We start from the raw sequence: 18,117 nt of genomic DNA, 5'->3' as shown, positions 1-18,117 counted from the left end.
CAAGATTTTAAGTTAATGGTTACAGGTGAAACTGTGACGGTTGATGAAAACAGAATATGCCTGGCGGCAGTAGCGCGGTGGTCCCACCTGACCCCATGCCGAACTCAGAAGTGAAACGCCGTAGCGCCGATGGTAGTGTGGGGTCTCCCCATGCGAGAGTAGGGAACTGCCAGGCTCCAAATAAACATGAAGGCCACCTTAACGGGTGGCCTTTTTGTGTTTGTGACAAAAGGGTCGGGAACCCTTTTGCCCGCCGGTCACGGCAGCCCCGGAGGGGCGGGTATCAGGATGATACGGGTAAAAGCCCTGTACTGACGTACAGGGCTTTTTGCTGTATGCAATTTACACGAACCGCCCCTGCATATCCGCTCTCAGGCAAGCCAACCCCTTGCATATAAGGTAAACTAACCGGGTTTAAACTCAGGAAAGATACCCAACATGAGCACTTCTCTTAAACCTTTCAATACATTTGGTATTCAGGCTAACGCTTCACGTATTGTCATTGCTGAAACAGTACAGCAGTTAAAAGATGCCTGGAGTGAGACAGTGGCGAGGGATATGCCCGTTTTGATCCTGGGTGAGGGAAGTAACGTTCTCTTTCTGGAAGATTACTCCGGTACCGTAATCGTAAACCGAATTTCTGGCATACAAGTTACAGAAAAGCAGGATGCCTGGCACTTGCATGTTGGCGCAGGGGAAAATTGGCACCATCTGGTTGAATATACCTTACAACAAGGTATGCCAGGGCTTGAGAACTTAGCTTTAATCCCAGGATGTGCTGGGTCTTCACCAATTCAGAATATTGGTGCATATGGTGTCGAGCTCAAAAGCGTCTGTGAATACGTTGATTGTGTCGATTTACGTAGTGGTGAAATGCATCGCCTGGATAATTCACAGTGCCAATTTGGTTATCGTGACAGTATTTTTAAGCATGAATATCAGAATTACTATGCGATCGTTGCTGTAGGATTATGCTTACCAAAATTGTGGCAGCCAGTTCTATCGTATGGTGATTTGGCCCGTCTTGACGCTGAGAATATCACTCCACATGAAGTTTTTAATACCGTTTGCCACATGCGAATGACAAAACTTCCTGACCCACGTGTTAATGGCAATGCTGGTAGTTTCTTTAAGAATCCGGTTGTTACTGCTGAGCAAGCTACAGAGTTACTGTCAGCCTTCGCAACGATCCCACATTATCCTCAGCCGGACGGCTCAATTAAATTAGCTGCAGGATGGCTAATTGACCAGTGCCAACTAAAGGGATATCGCGTAGGTGGCGCAGCAGTTCATAAACAGCAGGCGCTGGTACTGGTCAATGAAAAGAATGCTTCAAGCAAGGATGTAGTTTCTCTGGCTCATCATGTTCGCCAATGTGTCGGGGCGAAATTTAAAATATGGTTGGAACCCGAAGTTCGCTTCATCGGAGCATGTGGCGAAGTTAGCGCTGTGGAGACCATCGCATGAAAGATAACAAAATTCCTCTAACGCTGATTGGTATTCTTGCTGACGGCGAGTTTCATTCTGGTGAACAGTTAGGTGAGCAGCTTGGTATGAGCCGAGCGGCTATCAATAAGCATATCCAAACTCTAAGAGATTGGGGAGTCGATGTTTTTACCGTACCAGGAAAAGGCTACAGTTTGCCAGATCCCATTCAACTGCTTAATGAAGAACTTATAAAATCGCAGATTGATACGGGCTTAGTTGCCGTTCTACCCGTCATTGACTCCACTAATCAGTATTTACTCGATCGTCTTGAAACACTTCAGTCCGGGGATGCCTGCATTGCTGAGTATCAGCAAACTGGCCGAGGACGCCGAGGACGCCAATGGTTTTCACCCTTCGGTGCCAATCTTTACCTGTCTATGTTCTGGCGACTCGAGCAAGGCCCTGCGGCGACTGTTGGTCTAAGCCTTGTTATTGGGGTTGTGATCGCCGAAGTGCTACGGGAATTAGGCGCTGAGGATGTCAGAGTTAAGTGGCCAAATGACCTGTATCTGAATGATCGGAAGCTTGCTGGTATTCTGGTTGAACTTACCGGAAAAACCGGCGATGCTGCGCAGATTGTTATCGGTGCAGGTATCAACCTTGCAATGCGAAATGTGGCGACGGATGTGATTAATCAAAGCTGGATTAATCTTCAGGAAGCCGGAATTAATATAGATCGTAATGCGTTAGCAATTAGAATCATAAAAGAATTACGAAAGGCATTACAGCTATTTGAAGAGGAAGGTTTAGTGCCTTTCCTGCCGCGCTGGGAATCTCTGGATAACTTTATTAACCGCCAGGTGAAGTTAATTATTGGTAATAGAGAAATTCATGGTATTTCCAGAGGGATTAACGAACAAGGTGGGCTGTTATTAGAGCAAGACGGCGTAATTAAGCCTTGGGTCGGTGGTGAAATATCATTGCGCGGAGTTAATTAATTTGAATGGGGGATAACATCCCCCATTTTTTATTTTCTCAGTCGTACGCACTCAACTTCATGATTTGCGCTTTTCGTCATGATCAAGCTGGCTCGTTCACGAGTTGGTAGGATATTTTCTTTTAAGTTCCGCCAGTTAATCTCTTTCCAGAGCTGCAATGCGACATTAACGGCTTCATCCTCAGAAAGTTTCGCATAGCTATGGAAATAAGAGTCCGGGTCGGTAAATGCACCTTCACGGAACTTCAGGAATCGTGTGATATACCAATCCTGTAGCAACTCCTCTGGCGCATCGACATAAATCGAAAAATCTACGAAGTCCGATACAAATACATGATGCGGATCGTGTGGATAATCCATACCGCTTTGCAAAACATTTAATCCCTCAAGGATTAGAATATCAGGTTGAGCAACCGTTTTATCACCATCAGGAATAACATCATAAATCAGATGCGAGTAAACTGGTGCTGTGACATTTGGTGCACCTGATTTAATGTCAGAAACGAACTTCACCAAACGATGCATATCGTAGGATTGCGGGAATCCCTTTTTCTTCATCAGATTGCGTTCTTTCAGCACTTTATTCGGATGCAGAAAGCCATCAGTTGTAATCAATTCTACGCGACGATGCTCAGGCCAGCGGCTAAGCAGGGCTTGTAAGACGCGAGCGGTTGTACTTTTACCTACCGCAACGCTTCCTGCAATACTAATGACATAGGGGATCCGTTGCCCATTCGTACCTAGAAACTGTTCTAGCACGGCCTGTCGGCGAAGATTTGAACTGATATAGAAATTCAATAGACGTGAAAGCGGCAGGTAAATTTCGGCCACTTCCTCTAAAGACAGATCCTCATTGATACCCTTCAACCGAGCAATTTCACCTTCAGTTAAAGTCATAGGTACTGAGTCGCGCAAGGCTGCCCATTGGTTGCGGTTGAACTGCATATAAGGAGTCGTCAACATTTGCTCTTTATTACTCATAAGCATGCTTCTGCCTGTAATTCAGGACAAAAATGAACGTAGTACGCGGGCTGAGAAAAGGAGACTCATCTCAGGTAATCAAAGGCGTGCAACGTATATTACTTTTCACAATGGGCAGGAGGGTAACACCAGATGAGTGAGAATAATAAGAAAAAAAGAAAGTGATGATGTTTTCCGGGGAAAGCATCACGTTGTCGTTTGCCCCTGACTTGCTATGCGCTGCACAAGCAAATTGTTTAACAACGAATAAGCATAAGTAGATAGATGGCTGCGGACCGCCCTGTATGGTTTTGACGAACAGTCTCTCGCTATTTGCACATGAAACAAGAAACGCTTCATAAGGGTGAATTGCCTTTTTCGCTAATGGGTCAGGCATTTTGCTTAGTAAAAGCACACCAGAAGAAAACGGATTGCATAAAGTTGGTGGAAAAGAGAGTGCAAAAGTCGTGTGAGTAGATTTTCGTTGTACCCAGTCGTACGAAAATCACCCTGAAAAGGTGGTTAATTCATCAGTTTTACGACTTGTCGCGCAAAATATAAGCGGTAGTGCATTTTCTTTAATTTTTTTGTTGCATCGTGAGGCCAGTGTTCCTAGAATGCGCGCTACTTGATGCCGACTTAGCTCAGTAGGTAGAGCAACTGACTTGTAATCAGTAGGTCACCAGTTCGATTCCGGTAGTCGGCACCATCAAGTGCTTGGTGGGGTTCCCGAGCGGCCAAAGGGAGCAGACTGTAAATCTGCCGTCATCGACTTCGAAGGTTCGAATCCTTCCCCCACCACCATTTTCAGGCAACGCTATGCGTCGCCCGAGGCGACGAGATTCAACGAGTCGACTCGAATACTAAGGAGCCATTCCTTAGTTAATACAGAATTCAAGCAGGTAGCCGAGTTCCAGGATGCGGGCATCGTATAATGGCTATTACCTCAGCCTTCCAAGCTGATGATGTGGGTTCGATTCCCACTGCCCGCTCCAGATGTGCTGATATAGCTCAGTTGGTAGAGCGCACCCTTGGTAAGGGTGAGGTCGGCAGTTCGAATCTGCCTATCAGCACCACCTCCTTTATCCTTCCTGTTTCTCTTCTGTTAATGAATTCAACAAATTCAGGCTTTCGCCTGGTTGATGTGGTGATATCACCGATTTATCCGTGTCTTAGAGGGACAATCGATGTCTAAAGAAAAATTTGAACGTACAAAACCGCACGTCAACGTCGGTACTATCGGCCACGTTGACCATGGTAAAACCACTCTGACTGCAGCAATCACTACCGTTCTGGCGAAAACCTACGGTGGTTCTGCTCGTGCATTCGACCAGATCGATAACGCACCAGAAGAAAAAGCTCGTGGTATCACCATCAACACTTCCCACGTTGAATATGACACCCCGACTCGCCACTATGCGCACGTTGACTGCCCAGGGCACGCCGACTACGTTAAAAACATGATCACCGGTGCTGCTCAGATGGACGGCGCTATCCTGGTTGTTGCTGCGACTGATGGCCCGATGCCACAGACTCGTGAACACATCCTGCTGGGTCGTCAGGTTGGCGTTCCTTACATCATCGTGTTCCTGAACAAATGTGACATGGTTGATGACGAAGAGCTGCTGGAACTGGTAGAAATGGAAGTTCGTGAACTTCTGTCTCAGTACGATTTCCCAGGTGATGATACTCCAATCATCCGTGGTTCTGCTCTGAAAGCGCTGGAAGGCGAAGCAGAGTGGGAAGCTAAAATCGTTGAGCTGGCTGGTTTCCTGGATTCTTACATCCCAGAACCAGAACGTGCTATCGACAAGCCATTCCTGTTGCCAATCGAAGACGTATTCTCTATCTCCGGTCGTGGTACAGTTGTTACCGGTCGTGTAGAGCGCGGTATCGTTAAAGTTGGCGAAGAAGTTGAAATCGTTGGTATCAAAGAGACTGCTAAGTCTACCTGTACTGGCGTTGAAATGTTCCGCAAACTGCTGGACGAAGGCCGTGCTGGTGAGAACGTTGGTGTTCTGCTGCGTGGTATCAAACGTGAAGAAATCGAACGTGGTCAGGTTCTGGCTAAGCCAGGCTCTATCAAGCCGCACACTCAGTTCGAATCTGAAGTTTATATTCTGTCCAAAGACGAAGGCGGCCGTCATACTCCGTTCTTCAAAGGCTACCGTCCACAGTTCTACTTCCGTACAACTGACGTGACTGGCACCATCGAACTGCCAGAAGGCGTTGAGATGGTCATGCCGGGCGACAACATCAAAATGGTTGTTACCCTGATCCACCCAATCGCGATGGACGACGGTCTGCGTTTCGCAATCCGTGAAGGCGGCCGTACTGTAGGCGCGGGTGTTGTTGCTAAAGTTATCGCTTAATCGCTGATAACATTTGACGCAACGCGCAAGAAAAGGGCATCATTTGATGCCCTTTTTGTACGCTCTCTGCCCAGAACCTGGCTCATCAGTGATTTTTTACTCATAATCATTGCTGAGACAGGCTCTGAAGATGGCGTTATACCGAATAGTACCTGAGAAAGAGCCATTCGGTTTGGTTTTGCCTCGCACATGCGGGGCAAAAATGTTTGTCTGAATTACTGTGACGGGTTGGTTTATGAGTGCGAATACCGAAGCTCAAGGAAGCGGGCGCGGCCTGGAAGCGATGAAATGGCTGGCAGTTGCTGCTCTGCTTATTGTGGCGATCGTGGGCAACTACATTTATAGAGATGTGAGTTTACCTCTGCGTGCCCTGGCCGTGGTTGTGCTGATTGCTGCAGCGGGTGGTGTCGCGCTGTTAACGACGAAAGGCAAAGCTACTGTTGCTTTCGCCCGCGAAGCGAGAACCGAAGTTCGTAAAGTAATTTGGCCAACTCGCCAGGAGACTTTACACACCACCTTAATCGTGGCTGCAGTTACCGCTGTAATGTCACTGATTTTGTGGGGGCTGGACGGTATACTTGTCCGCCTGGTTTCTTTTATTACTGGCCTGAGGTTCTGAGATGTCTGAAGCCCCTAAAATGCGCTGGTACGTCGTTCAGGCGTTTTCCGGTTTTGAAGGCCGCGTAGCAACATCGCTGCGTGAGCATATCAAATTGCACAACATGGAAGAGTTGTTTGGTGAAGTCATGGTTCCGACTGAAGAAGTGGTCGAAATCCGTGGTGGCCAACGTCGCAAAAGCGAACGTAAATTCTTCCCGGGCTATGTTCTGGTCCAGATGGTAATGAACGACGCGAGCTGGCACTTGGTGCGCAGCGTACCGCGAGTGATGGGTTTCATCGGCGGTACTTCTGACCGCCCTGCGCCAATCAGCGATAAAGAAGTTGATGCGATTATGAACCGCCTGCAGCAGGTTGGTGATAAGCCGCGTCCTAAAACGCTGTTTGAGCCAGGCGAGATGGTACGCGTCAGTGATGGTCCGTTTGCCGACTTTAATGGTGTGGTTGAAGAAGTAGATTACGAAAAGAGCCGCTTGAAGGTTTCTGTATCTATCTTTGGTCGTGCTACGCCGGTTGAGCTGGATTTTGCTCAGGTAGAGAAAGCTTAAAAGTTAGCTTGTAAAAGCAGCGATTATTCGTTGCACAAGGCGCGAGATTGAACTACAATTTCGCGCCTTTTGTTTTTATACGTCCTGTACGTATAAAACGATTTATTCACGGGGAGCCTTCATTGTGTAAGGCGTTATAACCCACTAGAGGAAATTAAGATGGCTAAGAAAGTACAAGCCTACGTCAAGTTGCAAGTTGCAGCTGGTATGGCGAACCCAAGTCCACCAGTTGGTCCAGCTCTGGGTCAGCAAGGTGTTAACATCATGGAATTCTGTAAAGCGTTCAACGCCAAAACTGATTCCATGGAGAAAGGTCTGCCAATTCCGGTTGTTATTACCGTTTATGCTGACCGTTCTTTCACTTTCGTTACTAAAACTCCACCGGCTGCTGTTCTGTTGAAGAAAGCTGCAGGTATCAAGTCTGGTTCCGGTAAGCCGAACAAAGACAAAGTGGGTAAAGTGACCCGTGCTCAGGTGCGTGAAATCGCAGAAACCAAAGCTGCGGACATGACTGGTTCTGACGTTGAAGCGATGACTCGCTCCATCGAAGGTACTGCTCGTTCCATGGGCCTGGTAGTGGAGGATTAAGAAATGGCTAAACTGACCAAGCGCATGCGCGTGATCCGTGACAAAGTTGATGCAACTAAACAGTATGACATCAACGAAGCCGTTGCTCTGCTGAAAGAGCTGGCCACTGCTAAATTCGTAGAAAGCGTTGACGTTGCTGTAAACCTCGGCATCGACGCTCGTAAATCTGACCAGAACGTACGTGGTGCAACTGTACTGCCGCACGGTACTGGCCGTTCAGTTCGCGTAGCCGTATTTGCCCAAGGCCCCAACGCAGAAGCAGCTAAAGCTGCTGGCGCAGAGCTGGTAGGTATGGAAGATCTGGCTGACCAGATCAAAAAAGGCGAAATGAACTTTGACGTTGTTATCGCATCTCCAGATGCAATGCGCGTTGTTGGCCAACTGGGCCAGGTTCTGGGTCCACGTGGCCTGATGCCTAACCCGAAAGTTGGTACTGTAACCCCTAACGTTGCTGAAGCGGTTAAGAACGCTAAAGCTGGTCAGGTTCGTTACCGTAACGACAAAAACGGCATCATTCACACCACCATCGGTAAAGTGGATTTTGACACTGACAAACTGAAAGAAAACCTGGAAGCTCTGCTGGTTGCGCTGAAAAAAGCTAAACCATCTCAAGCTAAAGGCGTTTTCATTAAGAAAGTTAGCCTGTCTACCACTATGGGTGCAGGTGTTGCGATCGACCAGTCTGGTCTGAGCGCAGTAGTGAACTAAGATTCACTGCTTTACGCGGGCGTTCGATTAGTCTAAAATCTTACGCCCGTTGCCTTACTATATGTAAGGCACACAGAATTTTCGGTTGGAGCCTGGCCTTATCCAGGCCTCCGTCCAAGACCGCAGGAGTTTCGCGAGAAACTTAATACCCTGCGTAGACGGTGACAGAACCTGAAGAATATTTTTGATAGTCTTTGGCTTGTTTCTGCTCACCGTATGTCGACGTTCATTATCGTTTTGGTAATGAATGAAGTGAGTTCCGGGGGAAACCCCGGCTAATATCCAGGAGCAAAGCTAATGGCTTTAAATCTTCAAGACAAACAAGCGATTGTTGCTGAAGTCAGCGAAGTAGCCAAAGGTGCGCTGTCTGCGGTTGTTGCGGATTCCCGTGGCGTTACCGTAGGTAAAATGACTGAACTGCGTAAAGCAGGTCGTGAAGCTGGCGTTTACATGCGTGTTGTTCGTAACACCCTGCTGCGCCGCGTTGTTGAAGGTACTCAGTTTGAGTGCCTGAAAGACACGTTTGTTGGTCCAACCTTGATTGCATATTCTATGGAACACCCGGGCGCTGCTGCTCGTCTGTTCAAAGAATTCGCTAAAGCGAATGCAAAATTTGAGGTTAAAGCTGCAGCCTTTGAAGGTGAACTGATCCCTGCATCGCAAATCGATCGCCTGGCAACTCTGCCAACCTACGAAGAAGCAATCGCACGCCTGATGGCAACCATGAAAGAAGCCTCTGCAGGCAAATTGGTTCGCACTCTGGCTGCTGTACGCGATCAGAAAGAAGCTGCTTAATAGCGCTTTTCTTTCTAACGCATTTGCTTACGTATAAACTTATTCTGATTTTCAGGAACAATTGTTATGTCTATCACTAAAGATCAAATCATTGAAGCAGTTGCAGCTATGTCTGTAATGGATGTTGTTGAACTGATTTCTGCAATGGAAGAAAAATTCGGCGTTTCTGCTGCTGCCGCTGTAGCTGTTGCTGCAGGCCCAGCTGAAGCTGTTGAAGAAAAAACTGAGTTCGACGTTATTCTGAAAGCTGCTGGCGCTAACAAAGTTGCCGTTATCAAAGCTGTACGTAGCGCAACTGGCCTGGGCTTGAAAGAAGCTAAAGACCTGGTTGAATCCGCTCCAGCTGCGCTGAAAGAAGGCGTGAGCAAAGATGACGCAGAAGCTCTGAAAAAATCTCTGGAAGAAGCTGGCGCTGAAGTTGAAGTTAAATAAGCCAACCTTTCCGGTTGCAGCCTGAGAAATTAGGCTGATGGCTGGTGACTTTTTAGTCACCAGCCTTTTTGCGCTGTAGGGTACCAGTAGCATTTCACACTGTTTGACTGCTGGTTACCTTTCAATGCTTGTCTCTATCTACGACTTAATATACTACGACTTTCTATGCCGGGAGTTCCGGGGTAAAGCGTAGCGAAATGGTTTAAGAGTGATAGAAACAGGTATTGCGGAAAGTGTTCCACTTTCCGGTCCACAAAATAGTGTTGCACAAACTGTCCCCTTGTCGGGCAGATGGGTCGACTTGTCAGCGAGCTGAGGAACCCTATGGTTTACTCCTATACCGAGAAAAAACGTATTCGTAAGGATTTTGGAAAACGTCCACAAGTTTTGGACATTCCTTATCTCCTTTCTATCCAGCTTGACTCGTTCCAGAAGTTCATCGAGCAAGATCCTGAAGGCCAGTACGGTCTGGAAGCGGCTTTCCGTTCCGTGTTCCCTATTGCAAGCTACAGCGGTAACTCTGAGCTGCAATATGTGAGCTATCGTCTGGGTGAGCCGGTATTTGACGTTAAAGAATGTCAGATCCGCGGCGTGACGTATTCCGCTCCCCTGCGCGTAAAACTGCGTCTGGTGATTTACGAGCGTGAAGCGCCGGAAGGCACCGTTAAAGATATTAAAGAACAAGAAGTCTACATGGGTGAAATTCCACTCATGACTGATAACGGCACCTTCGTTATCAACGGTACTGAGCGTGTTATCGTTTCTCAGTTACACCGTAGCCCAGGCGTGTTCTTCGATAGTGACAAAGGTAAAACCCACTCTTCTGGGAAGGTGCTGTATAACGCACGTATCATCCCTTACCGTGGTTCCTGGCTGGATTTCGAATTCGACCCGAAAGACAACCTGTTCGTGCGTATCGACCGTCGCCGTAAACTACCTGCGACTATCATCCTGCGCGCATTGCAGTACACCACTGAGCAGATTCTTGATCTGTTCTTTGAGAAAGTTAATTTCGAAATCCGTGACAACAAGCTGCAGATGGAATTGGTGCCAGAACGCCTTCGTGGTGAGACTGCATCCTTTGACATCGAAGCTGACGGCAAAATCTATGTCGAAAAAGGCCGCCGTATTACTGCGCGCCATATTCGTCAGCTGGAAAAAGACGATATTAAGCTTATCGAAGTTCCGGTTGAATATATTGCTGGTAAAGTCGCGGCTAAAGACTACGTTGATGCATCGACTGGCGAACTGATTTGCCCGGCGAACATGGAACTGTCTTTGGATCTGTTGGCTAAGCTGAGCCAGTGTGGTCATAAGCGTATCGAAACGCTGTTTACCAACGACCTGGATCACGGCGCATACATTTCTGAAACCATCCGTGTCGACCCAACCAACGATCGCCTGAGCGCGCTGGTTGAAATCTATCGCATGATGCGTCCTGGCGAGCCACCAACTCGCGAAGCGGCTGAAAATCTGTTCGAGAACCTGTTCTTCTCCGAAGACCGTTATGACTTGTCAGCGGTTGGTCGTATGAAGTTCAACCGTTCCCTGCTGCGTGATGAGATCGAAGGTTCAGGTATCCTGAGCAAAGACGACATCATCCAGGTAATGCGTAAGCTGATCGGTATTCGTAACGGCCAGGGCGAAGTGGATGATATCGACCACCTCGGCAACCGTCGTATCCGTTCCGTAGGCGAAATGGCGGAAAACCAATTCCGCGTTGGCCTGGTACGTGTTGAGCGTGCGGTTAAAGAGCGTCTGTCTCTGGGCGATCTCGATACCCTGATGCCTCAGGATATGATCAACGCCAAGCCTATCTCTGCTGCGGTTAAAGAGTTCTTCGGTTCCAGCCAGCTGTCTCAGTTCATGGACCAGAACAACCCGTTGTCTGAGATTACGCACAAACGTCGTATCTCCGCACTCGGCCCGGGTGGTTTGACCCGTGAGCGTGCAGGCTTCGAAGTACGTGACGTACACCCAACCCACTACGGTCGTGTATGTCCAATCGAAACCCCTGAAGGTCCGAACATCGGTCTGATCAACTCCCTGTCTGTTTATGCACAGACTAACGAATACGGTTTCTTAGAAACTCCGTATCGTCGCGTTGTTGACGGTGTTGTGACTGACGAGATTCATTACCTTTCTGCTATTGAAGAAGGTAACTACGTTATAGCTCAGGCGAACACCAACCTGGACGAAGAAGGCCGTTTCGTAGACGACCTCGTAACTTGCCGTAGCAAAGGCGAATCAAGCTTGTTCAGCAACGACCAGGTTGACTACATGGACGTTTCCACCCAACAGGTGGTTTCCGTCGGTGCATCCCTGATCCCGTTCCTGGAACACGATGACGCCAACCGTGCATTGATGGGTGCGAACATGCAACGTCAGGCCGTTCCAACTCTGCGCGCTGATAAGCCGCTGGTTGGTACTGGTATGGAACGTGCTGTTGCCGTTGACTCCGGTGTTACTGCGGTTGCTAAACGTGGCGGTACAGTTCAGTACGTTGATGCGTCTCGTATCGTTATCAAAGTTAACGAAGACGAAATGCTGGCTGGTGAAGCTGGTATCGACATCTACAACCTGACCAAATACACCCGTTCTAACCAGAACACCTGTATCAACCAGATGCCTTGTGTGTCTCTGGGTGAGCCAGTTGAACGTGGCGACGTGTTGGCAGACGGTCCGTCTACTGACCTCGGTGAACTGGCTCTTGGCCAGAACATGCGCGTAGCGTTCATGCCGTGGAACGGTTACAACTTCGAAGACTCCATCCTCGTATCCGAGCGTGTTGTTCAGGAAGATCGTTTCACAACTATTCACATCCAGGAACTGGCATGTGTGTCTCGTGACACCAAGCTGGGGCCAGAAGAGATCACCGCTGATATCCCTAACGTGGGTGAAGCAGCTCTCTCCAAACTGGATGAATCCGGTATCGTTTATATCGGTGCTGAAGTGACCGGTGGTGACATTCTGGTTGGTAAGGTAACGCCTAAAGGCGAAACCCAGCTGACTCCAGAAGAGAAACTGCTGCGTGCAATCTTCGGTGAGAAAGCGTCTGACGTTAAAGACTCTTCTCTGCGCGTACCAAACGGCGTTTCCGGTACCGTTATCGATGTGCAAGTCTTTACCCGCGATGGCGTGGAAAAAGACAAGCGCGCGCTGGAAATCGAAGAGATGCAACTGAAGCAGGCTAAGAAAGACCTGACTGAAGAACTGCAAATCTTTGAAGCTGGTCTGTTTGCACGTATCCATGCTGTGCTGGTTGCTGGCGGTGTTGAAGCTGAGAAGCTCGACAAATTGCCACGCGATCGCTGGTTGGAACTGGGTCTGACTGACGAAGAGAAGCAAAACCAGCTGGAACAGCTGGCAGAGCAGTACGACGAGCTGAAGCACGAGTTTGAGAAGAAACTTGAAGCTAAGCGCCGCAAAATCACTCAGGGCGACGACCTGGCACCTGGCGTGCTGAAAATCGTTAAAGTGTATCTGGCCGTTAAACGTCAGATCCAACCTGGTGACAAGATGGCAGGTCGTCACGGGAACAAAGGTGTTATCTCCAAGATCAACCCGATCGAAGATATGCCTTACGATGAAAACGGCACGCCGGTTGACATCGTACTGAACCCGCTGGGCGTACCATCTCGTATGAACATCGGTCAGATTCTGGAAACCCACTTGGGTATGGCTGCTAAAGGCATCGGCGAGAAAATCAACGCTATGCTGAAGAAGCAGGAAGAAGTTTCCAAGCTGCGTGAATTTATCCAGAAAGCATACGATTTGGGTTCAGATGTTCGTCAGAAAGTTGACCTGAACACCTTCACCGACGATGAAGTTCTGCGTCTGGCTGAGAACCTGAAAAAAGGTATGCCGATTGCTACTCCTGTCTTCGACGGTGCAAAAGAGTCGGAAATCAAAGAGCTGTTGAAACTGGGTGACCTGCCGACTTCCGGTCAGATCACACTGTTTGATGGCCGTAGCGGTGAGCAGTTTGAGCGTCCAGTAACCGTAGGTTACATGTACATGCTGAAACTGAACCACCTGGTTGATGACAAAATGCACGCGCGTTCTACCGGTTCTTACAGCCTGGTTACTCAGCAGCCGCTGGGTGGTAAGGCTCAGTTCGGTGGTCAGCGCTTCGGTGAGATGGAAGTGTGGGCGCTGGAAGCTTACGGTGCTGCTTATACTCTGCAGGAAATGCTGACTGTTAAGTCTGATGACGTTAATGGCCGTACCAAGATGTATAAAAACATCGTGGACGGTAACCATCAGATGGAACCAGGCATGCCGGAATCCTTCAACGTATTGTTGAAAGAAATCCGTTCGCTGGGTATCAACATCGAGCTGGAAGACGAGTAATCACTCGTATCTGCTGTACTGGTTACAGGATGTCCGGGTCACACCGGACGTCTCTGAGAAGTCTCACTCCGACGGGAGCTAATCCGTGAAAGACTTACTTAAGTTTCTGAAAGCGCAAACTAAGACCGAAGAGTTTGATGCGATCAAAATTGCTCTGGCATCGCCAGACATGATTCGTTCATGGTCGTTCGGCGAAGTTAAAAAGCCGGAAACCATTAACTACCGTACGTTCAAACCAGAACGTGACGGTCTGTTCTGTGCTCGTATTTTCGGGCCAGTAAAAGACTATGAGTGCCTGTGCGGTAAGTACAAGCGCCTGAAACACCGTGGTGTAATTTGTGAGAAGTGCGGCGTTGAAGTCACCCAAACTAAAGTGCGTCGTGAGCGCATGGGTCACATCGAGCTGGCTTCCCCAACTGCACACATTTGGTTCCTGAAGTCTCTGCCGTCTCGTATCGGCTTGCTGCTGGATATGCCACTGCGTGATATCGAACGTGTTCTTTACTTCGAATCATATGTGGTAATCGAAGGCGGCATGACCAACCTCGAGCGTCGTCAGATCCTGACTGAAGAGCAGTATCTGGATGCGCTGGAAGAGTTCGGTGACGAATTCGATGCGAAGATGGGTGCGGAAGCTATTCAAGCCTTGTTGAAAAACATGGATCTGGAGCAAGAGTGTGAAACTCTGCGTGAAGAGCTGAACGAAACCAACTCCGAAACCAAACGTAAAAAGCTGACCAAGCGTATCAAACTGCTGGAAGCGTTCGTTCAATCTGGTAACAAACCAGAGTGGATGATCCTGACAGTTCTGCCGGTTCTGCCGCCAGACCTGCGTCCACTGGTACCGCTGGATGGTGGTCGTTTCGCAACTTCAGATCTGAACGATCTGTATCGTCGCGTTATTAACCGTAACAACCGTCTGAAACGTCTGCTGGATCTGGCTGCGCCTGACATCATCGTACGTAACGAAAAACGTATGCTGCAGGAAGCGGTAGATGCCCTGCTGGATAACGGCCGTCGCGGTCGTGCGATCACAGGTTCTAACAAGCGTCCTCTGAAATCTTTGGCCGATATGATCAAAGGTAAGCAGGGTCGTTTCCGTCAGAACTTGTTGGGTAAACGTGTTGACTACTCCGGTCGTTCTGTAATCACCGTAGGTCCATACCTGCGTCTGCATCAGTGCGGTCTGCCTAAGAAAATGGCACTGGAGCTGTTCAAGCCGTTCATCTACGGCAAGCTGGAATTGCGTGGTCTTGCTACCACCATTAAAGCTGCGAAGAAAATGGTTGAGCGCGAAGAAGCTGTCGTTTGGGATATCCTGGACGAAGTTATCCGCGAACACCCGGTACTGCTGAACCGTGCACCAACTCTGCACCGTTTGGGTATCCAGGCATTTGAACCTGTACTGATCGAAGGTAAAGCTATCCAGCTGCACCCGCTGGTTTGTGCGGCATATAACGCCGACTTCGATGGTGACCAGATGGCAGTACACGTTCCACTGACGCTTGAAGCTCAGTTGGAAGCGCGTGCGCTGATGATGTCTACCAACAACATCCTGTCACCTGCGAACGGCGAGCCAATCATCGTTCCTTCTCAGGACGTTGTTTTGGGTCTGTACTACATGACCCGTGACTGTGTTAACGCCAAAGGCGAAGGCATGGTGCTGACTGGCCCTAAAGAAGCTGAGCGTATCTATCGCGCAGGTCTGGCCTCTCTGCATGCGCGTGTAAAAGTGCGTATCACTGAGTACGAAAAAGACGAAAACGAAGAGTTCGTTGCGAAAACCAGCTTAATCGACACCACCGTTGGTCGTGCGATTCTGTGGATGATCGTACCGAAAGGTCTACCTTACTCCATCATCAACCAGGCGTTGGGTAAGAAAGCTATCTCCAAAATGCTGAACACCTGTTACCGCATTCTGGGTCTGAAACCGACAGTAATCTTTGCTGACCAAACCATGTACACCGGCTTTGCATATGCAGCGCGTTCAGGTGTTTCTGTTGGTATTGATGATATGGTCATCCCGGCGAAGAAAACTGAAATCATCTCTGAAGCGGAAGCTGAAGTTGCTGAGATTCAGGAGCAGTTCCAGTCCGGTCTGGTTACAGCGGGCGAACGCTATAACAAAGTTATCGATATCTGGGCTGCGGCGAACGATCGTGTATCCAAAGCGATGATGGACAACCTGCAAACTGAATCCGTTATTAACCGTGACGGCGTCGAAGAGCAGCAAGTTTCCTTCAACAGCATTTACATGATGGCCGACTCCGGTGCTCGTGGTTCTGCGGCACAGATTCGTCAGTTGGCAGGTATGCGTGGTCTGATGGCTAAGCCAGATGGCTCCATCATCGAAACGCCAATCACCGCGAACTTCCGTGAAGGTCTGAACGTACTCCAGTACTTCATCTCCACGCACGGTGCTCGTAAAGGTCTGGCGGATACCGCACTGAAAACTGCGAACTCCGGTTATCTGACGCGTCGTCTGGTTGACGTTGCGCAAGATCTGGTTGTTACCGAAGACGATTGTGGCACCCTCGAAGGTATCACGATGACTCCGGTTATCGAAGGCGGCGACGTTAAAGAGCCACTGCGCGATCGCGTATTGGGTCGTGTAACGGCGGAAGACGTACTGAAACCTGGTACTGCTGATATTCTGGTAACACGTAACACCCTGCTGAACGAGCAATGGTGTGACCTGTTAGAAGCTAACTCTGTTGATAGCGTGAAAGTACGTTCCGTTGTTGGTTGCGAAACTGACTTCGGCGTATGTGCTCACTGCTATGGTCGTGACCTGGCTCGTGGCCACATCATCAACAAAGGTGAAGCTATCGGGGTTATCGCGGCACAGTCCATCGGTGAACCAGGTACTCAGCTGACGATGCGTACGTTCCACATCGGTGGTGCGGCATCTCGTTCTGCTGCTGAATCCAGCATTCAGGTTAAGAACAAAGGTAGCATCAAGCTCAGCAACGCGAAGTCTGTTGTGAACTCTGCCGGTAAACTGGTAGTGACTTCTCGTAACACTGAACTGAAACTGATTGACGAATTCGGTCGTACTAAAGAGAGCTATAAAGTTCCTTACGGTGCGGTAATGGGTAAAGGTGATGGCGAGCAGGTTGCAGCGGGCGAAACCGTAGCAAACTGGGATCCGCACACCATGCCAGTCATATCTGAAGTAAGTGGTTTCATCCGCTTTACTGACATGATCGACGGCCAGTCCATTACTCGTCAGACCGACGAACTGACAGGTCTGTCATCTCTGGTTGTTCTGGATTCTGCAGAACGTACCGCAGGTGGTAAAGACTTGCGTCCTGCTCTGAAAATTGTTGATGCTCAAGGCAATGACGTACTGATCCCTGGTACCGATATGCCAGCGCAGTACTTCCTGCCGGGTAAAGCAATTGTTCAGTTGGAAGATGGCATTCAGATCAGTGCGGGTGATGCCCTGGCGCGTATTCCTCAGGAATCCAGCGGTACCAAGGATATTACCGGTGGTCTGCCACGCGTTGCGGACTTGTTCGAAGCACGTCGTCCGAAAGAGCCAGCTATCCTTGCTGAAATCAGCGGGATCATCTCCTTCGGTAAAGAAACCAAAGGCAAGCGCCGTCTGGTAATCTCTCCACTTGATGGCAGCGATGCTTACGAAGAGATGATTCCTAAGTGGCGTCAGCTGAACGTGTTCGAAGGCGAAGTGGTAGAACGCGGTGACGTTGTTTCCGATGGTCCAGAATCTCCGCATGACATTCTGCGTCTGCGTGGCGTGTATGCTGTGACTCGTTACATCACCAACGAAGTGCAGGACGTTTACCGTCTGCAAGGCGTTAAGATTAACGATAAACACATCGAAGTCATCGTGCGTCAGATGTTGCGTAAAGCAACTATCGTTAGCGCTGGTGGTTCTGACTTCCTGGAAGGTGAGCAGGCTGAATACTCTCGCGTCAAGATCGCTAACCGCGAACTGGAAGCGAACGGCAAGATTAACGTGTCCTTCACACGTGATCTGCTGGGTATCACCAAAGCCTCTCTGGCAACCGAGTCCTTCATCTCCGCGGCATCGTTCCAGGAGACAACTCGTGTGCTTACCGAAGCAGCTGTTGCGGGTAAACGTGACGAACTGCGCGGCCTGAAAGAGAACGTAATCGTGGGTCGCTTGATCCCCGCTGGTACCGGTTATGCGTATCACCAGGATCGTATGCGCCGTCGTGCAGCGGGCGAAGCGCCAGTTGTACCTCAGGTGACTGCAGCTGATGCAACTGCGAGCCTCGCAGAATTGCTGAACGCAGGAAACCTCGGTGGCAACGACGATTAATCGTTAGAG

The 18,117-nt window shown here is 49.2% G+C and carries 12 protein-coding genes, 4 tRNA genes and 1 rRNA gene; 16 read left to right on the top strand and 1 reads right to left on the bottom strand.

Annotated features, from left to right (window positions below; translation table 11 throughout):
• Window positions 1–59 precede the first annotated feature (59 nt).
• From rrf to birA, 3 genes are all read left to right on the top strand, one after another.
• Window positions 60–175, top strand: a 5S ribosomal RNA gene (rrf, locus tag OH773_RS20440).
• A 263-nt stretch (window positions 176–438) separates the two neighbouring features.
• Window positions 439–1,467: a UDP-N-acetylmuramate dehydrogenase gene (gene murB / locus OH773_RS20435; protein ID WP_270141434.1), complete on the top strand. Its 1,029-nt coding sequence runs from the start codon at window positions 439–441 to the stop codon at window positions 1,465–1,467.
• Window positions 1,464–2,426 carry a bifunctional biotin--[acetyl-CoA-carboxylase] ligase/biotin operon repressor BirA gene (gene birA, locus OH773_RS20430; protein WP_270141432.1) on the top strand — a complete coding sequence of 321 codons (963 nt, stop codon included), beginning with the start codon at window positions 1,464–1,466 and terminating at the stop codon, window positions 2,424–2,426. Before murB ends, birA begins: the two co-directional genes overlap by 4 nt.
• Before the next feature lie 29 nt (window positions 2,427–2,455).
• Here the strand turns inward: birA and coaA are convergent, their stop codons facing one another.
• Window positions 2,456–3,406 (bottom strand): type I pantothenate kinase, encoded by a 951-nt coding sequence (gene coaA / locus OH773_RS20425; protein WP_221200580.1) that lies wholly within the window; start codon window positions 3,404–3,406, stop codon window positions 2,456–2,458.
• A gap of 612 nt (window positions 3,407–4,018) precedes the next feature.
• On the opposite strand from coaA, the gene OH773_RS20420 reads away from it, so the two are divergent.
• The 13 genes from OH773_RS20420 (at window position 4,019) to rpoC (ending at window position 18,108) form a co-directional block, all read left to right on the top strand.
• Window positions 4,019–4,094: transfer RNA gene (locus OH773_RS20420), tRNA-Thr, on the top strand.
• Window positions 4,095–4,104: 10 nt separating this feature from the next.
• Window positions 4,105–4,189: transfer RNA gene (locus OH773_RS20415), tRNA-Tyr, on the top strand.
• A 116-nt stretch (window positions 4,190–4,305) separates the two neighbouring features.
• Window positions 4,306–4,380: transfer RNA gene (locus OH773_RS20410), tRNA-Gly, on the top strand.
• Between the two features lie 5 nt (window positions 4,381–4,385).
• Window positions 4,386–4,461, top strand: a tRNA-Thr gene (locus tag OH773_RS20405).
• A gap of 111 nt (window positions 4,462–4,572) precedes the next feature.
• Window positions 4,573–5,757, top strand: a complete 1,185-nt coding sequence (tuf, locus tag OH773_RS20400; protein ID WP_270141429.1) for an elongation factor Tu — start codon at window positions 4,573–4,575, stop codon at window positions 5,755–5,757.
• A gap of 235 nt (window positions 5,758–5,992) precedes the next feature.
• On the top strand, window positions 5,993–6,376 hold the full coding sequence (gene secE / locus OH773_RS20395) for a preprotein translocase subunit SecE (protein ID WP_034461807.1): 384 nt from the start codon (window positions 5,993–5,995) through the stop codon (window positions 6,374–6,376).
• Window position 6,377: 1 nt separating this feature from the next.
• Complete coding sequence (gene nusG / locus OH773_RS20390; protein ID WP_034461806.1) at window positions 6,378–6,923, top strand: transcription termination/antitermination protein NusG; 546 nt, start codon at window positions 6,378–6,380, stop codon at window positions 6,921–6,923.
• 159 nt (window positions 6,924–7,082) lie between these two features.
• Window positions 7,083–7,511, top strand: a complete 429-nt coding sequence (gene rplK, locus OH773_RS20385; protein ID WP_064541401.1) for a 50S ribosomal protein L11 — start codon at window positions 7,083–7,085, stop codon at window positions 7,509–7,511.
• 3 nt (window positions 7,512–7,514) lie between these two features.
• Window positions 7,515–8,219 carry a 50S ribosomal protein L1 gene (gene rplA / locus OH773_RS20380; RefSeq protein ID WP_064541398.1) on the top strand — a complete coding sequence of 235 codons (705 nt, stop codon included), beginning with the start codon at window positions 7,515–7,517 and terminating at the stop codon, window positions 8,217–8,219.
• Window positions 8,220–8,516: 297 nt separating this feature from the next.
• Entirely contained in the window at window positions 8,517–9,014 is a 498-nt protein-coding gene (gene rplJ, locus OH773_RS20375; protein ID WP_270141422.1) for a 50S ribosomal protein L10, read from the top strand.
• A 66-nt stretch (window positions 9,015–9,080) separates the two neighbouring features.
• The gene (gene rplL / locus OH773_RS20370; protein ID WP_183273243.1) at window positions 9,081–9,446 is read left to right on the top strand and encodes a 50S ribosomal protein L7/L12; all 366 of its coding nucleotides are present in this window, start codon (window positions 9,081–9,083) and stop codon (window positions 9,444–9,446) included.
• 324 nt (window positions 9,447–9,770) lie between these two features.
• A complete protein-coding gene (gene rpoB / locus OH773_RS20365; RefSeq protein WP_270141419.1) occupies window positions 9,771–13,799 on the top strand; it encodes a DNA-directed RNA polymerase subunit beta in 4,029 nt (1,342 codons plus the stop codon).
• Between the two features lie 85 nt (window positions 13,800–13,884).
• Window positions 13,885–18,108, top strand: a complete 4,224-nt coding sequence (gene rpoC / locus OH773_RS20360) for a DNA-directed RNA polymerase subunit beta' (protein ID WP_270141417.1) — start codon at window positions 13,885–13,887, stop codon at window positions 18,106–18,108.
• Window positions 18,109–18,117: the final 9 nt, after the last annotated feature.

Source organism: Buttiauxella sp. WJP83 (assembly GCF_027594725.1).
In the GTDB taxonomy this organism is placed as follows: domain Bacteria; phylum Pseudomonadota; class Gammaproteobacteria; order Enterobacterales; family Enterobacteriaceae; genus Buttiauxella; species Buttiauxella selenatireducens.
This window is presented reverse-complemented; position numbering and strand designations above follow the sequence as displayed.

Coding starts and splice junctions, on each gene's coding strand:
- murB (WP_270141434.1), top strand. CDS start 439: ATGAGCACTTCTCTTAAACCTTTCAATACATTTGGTATTCAGGCTAAC.
- birA (WP_270141432.1), top strand. CDS start 1,464: ATGAAAGATAACAAAATTCCTCTAACGCTGATTGGTATTCTTGCTGAC.
- coaA (WP_221200580.1), bottom strand. CDS start 3,406: ATGAGTAATAAAGAGCAAATGTTGACGACTCCTTATATGCAGTTCAAC.
- tuf (WP_270141429.1), top strand. CDS start 4,573: ATGTCTAAAGAAAAATTTGAACGTACAAAACCGCACGTCAACGTCGGT.
- secE (WP_034461807.1), top strand. CDS start 5,993: ATGAGTGCGAATACCGAAGCTCAAGGAAGCGGGCGCGGCCTGGAAGCG.
- nusG (WP_034461806.1), top strand. CDS start 6,378: ATGTCTGAAGCCCCTAAAATGCGCTGGTACGTCGTTCAGGCGTTTTCC.
- rplK (WP_064541401.1), top strand. CDS start 7,083: ATGGCTAAGAAAGTACAAGCCTACGTCAAGTTGCAAGTTGCAGCTGGT.
- rplA (WP_064541398.1), top strand. CDS start 7,515: ATGGCTAAACTGACCAAGCGCATGCGCGTGATCCGTGACAAAGTTGAT.
- rplJ (WP_270141422.1), top strand. CDS start 8,517: ATGGCTTTAAATCTTCAAGACAAACAAGCGATTGTTGCTGAAGTCAGC.
- rplL (WP_183273243.1), top strand. CDS start 9,081: ATGTCTATCACTAAAGATCAAATCATTGAAGCAGTTGCAGCTATGTCT.
- rpoB (WP_270141419.1), top strand. CDS start 9,771: ATGGTTTACTCCTATACCGAGAAAAAACGTATTCGTAAGGATTTTGGA.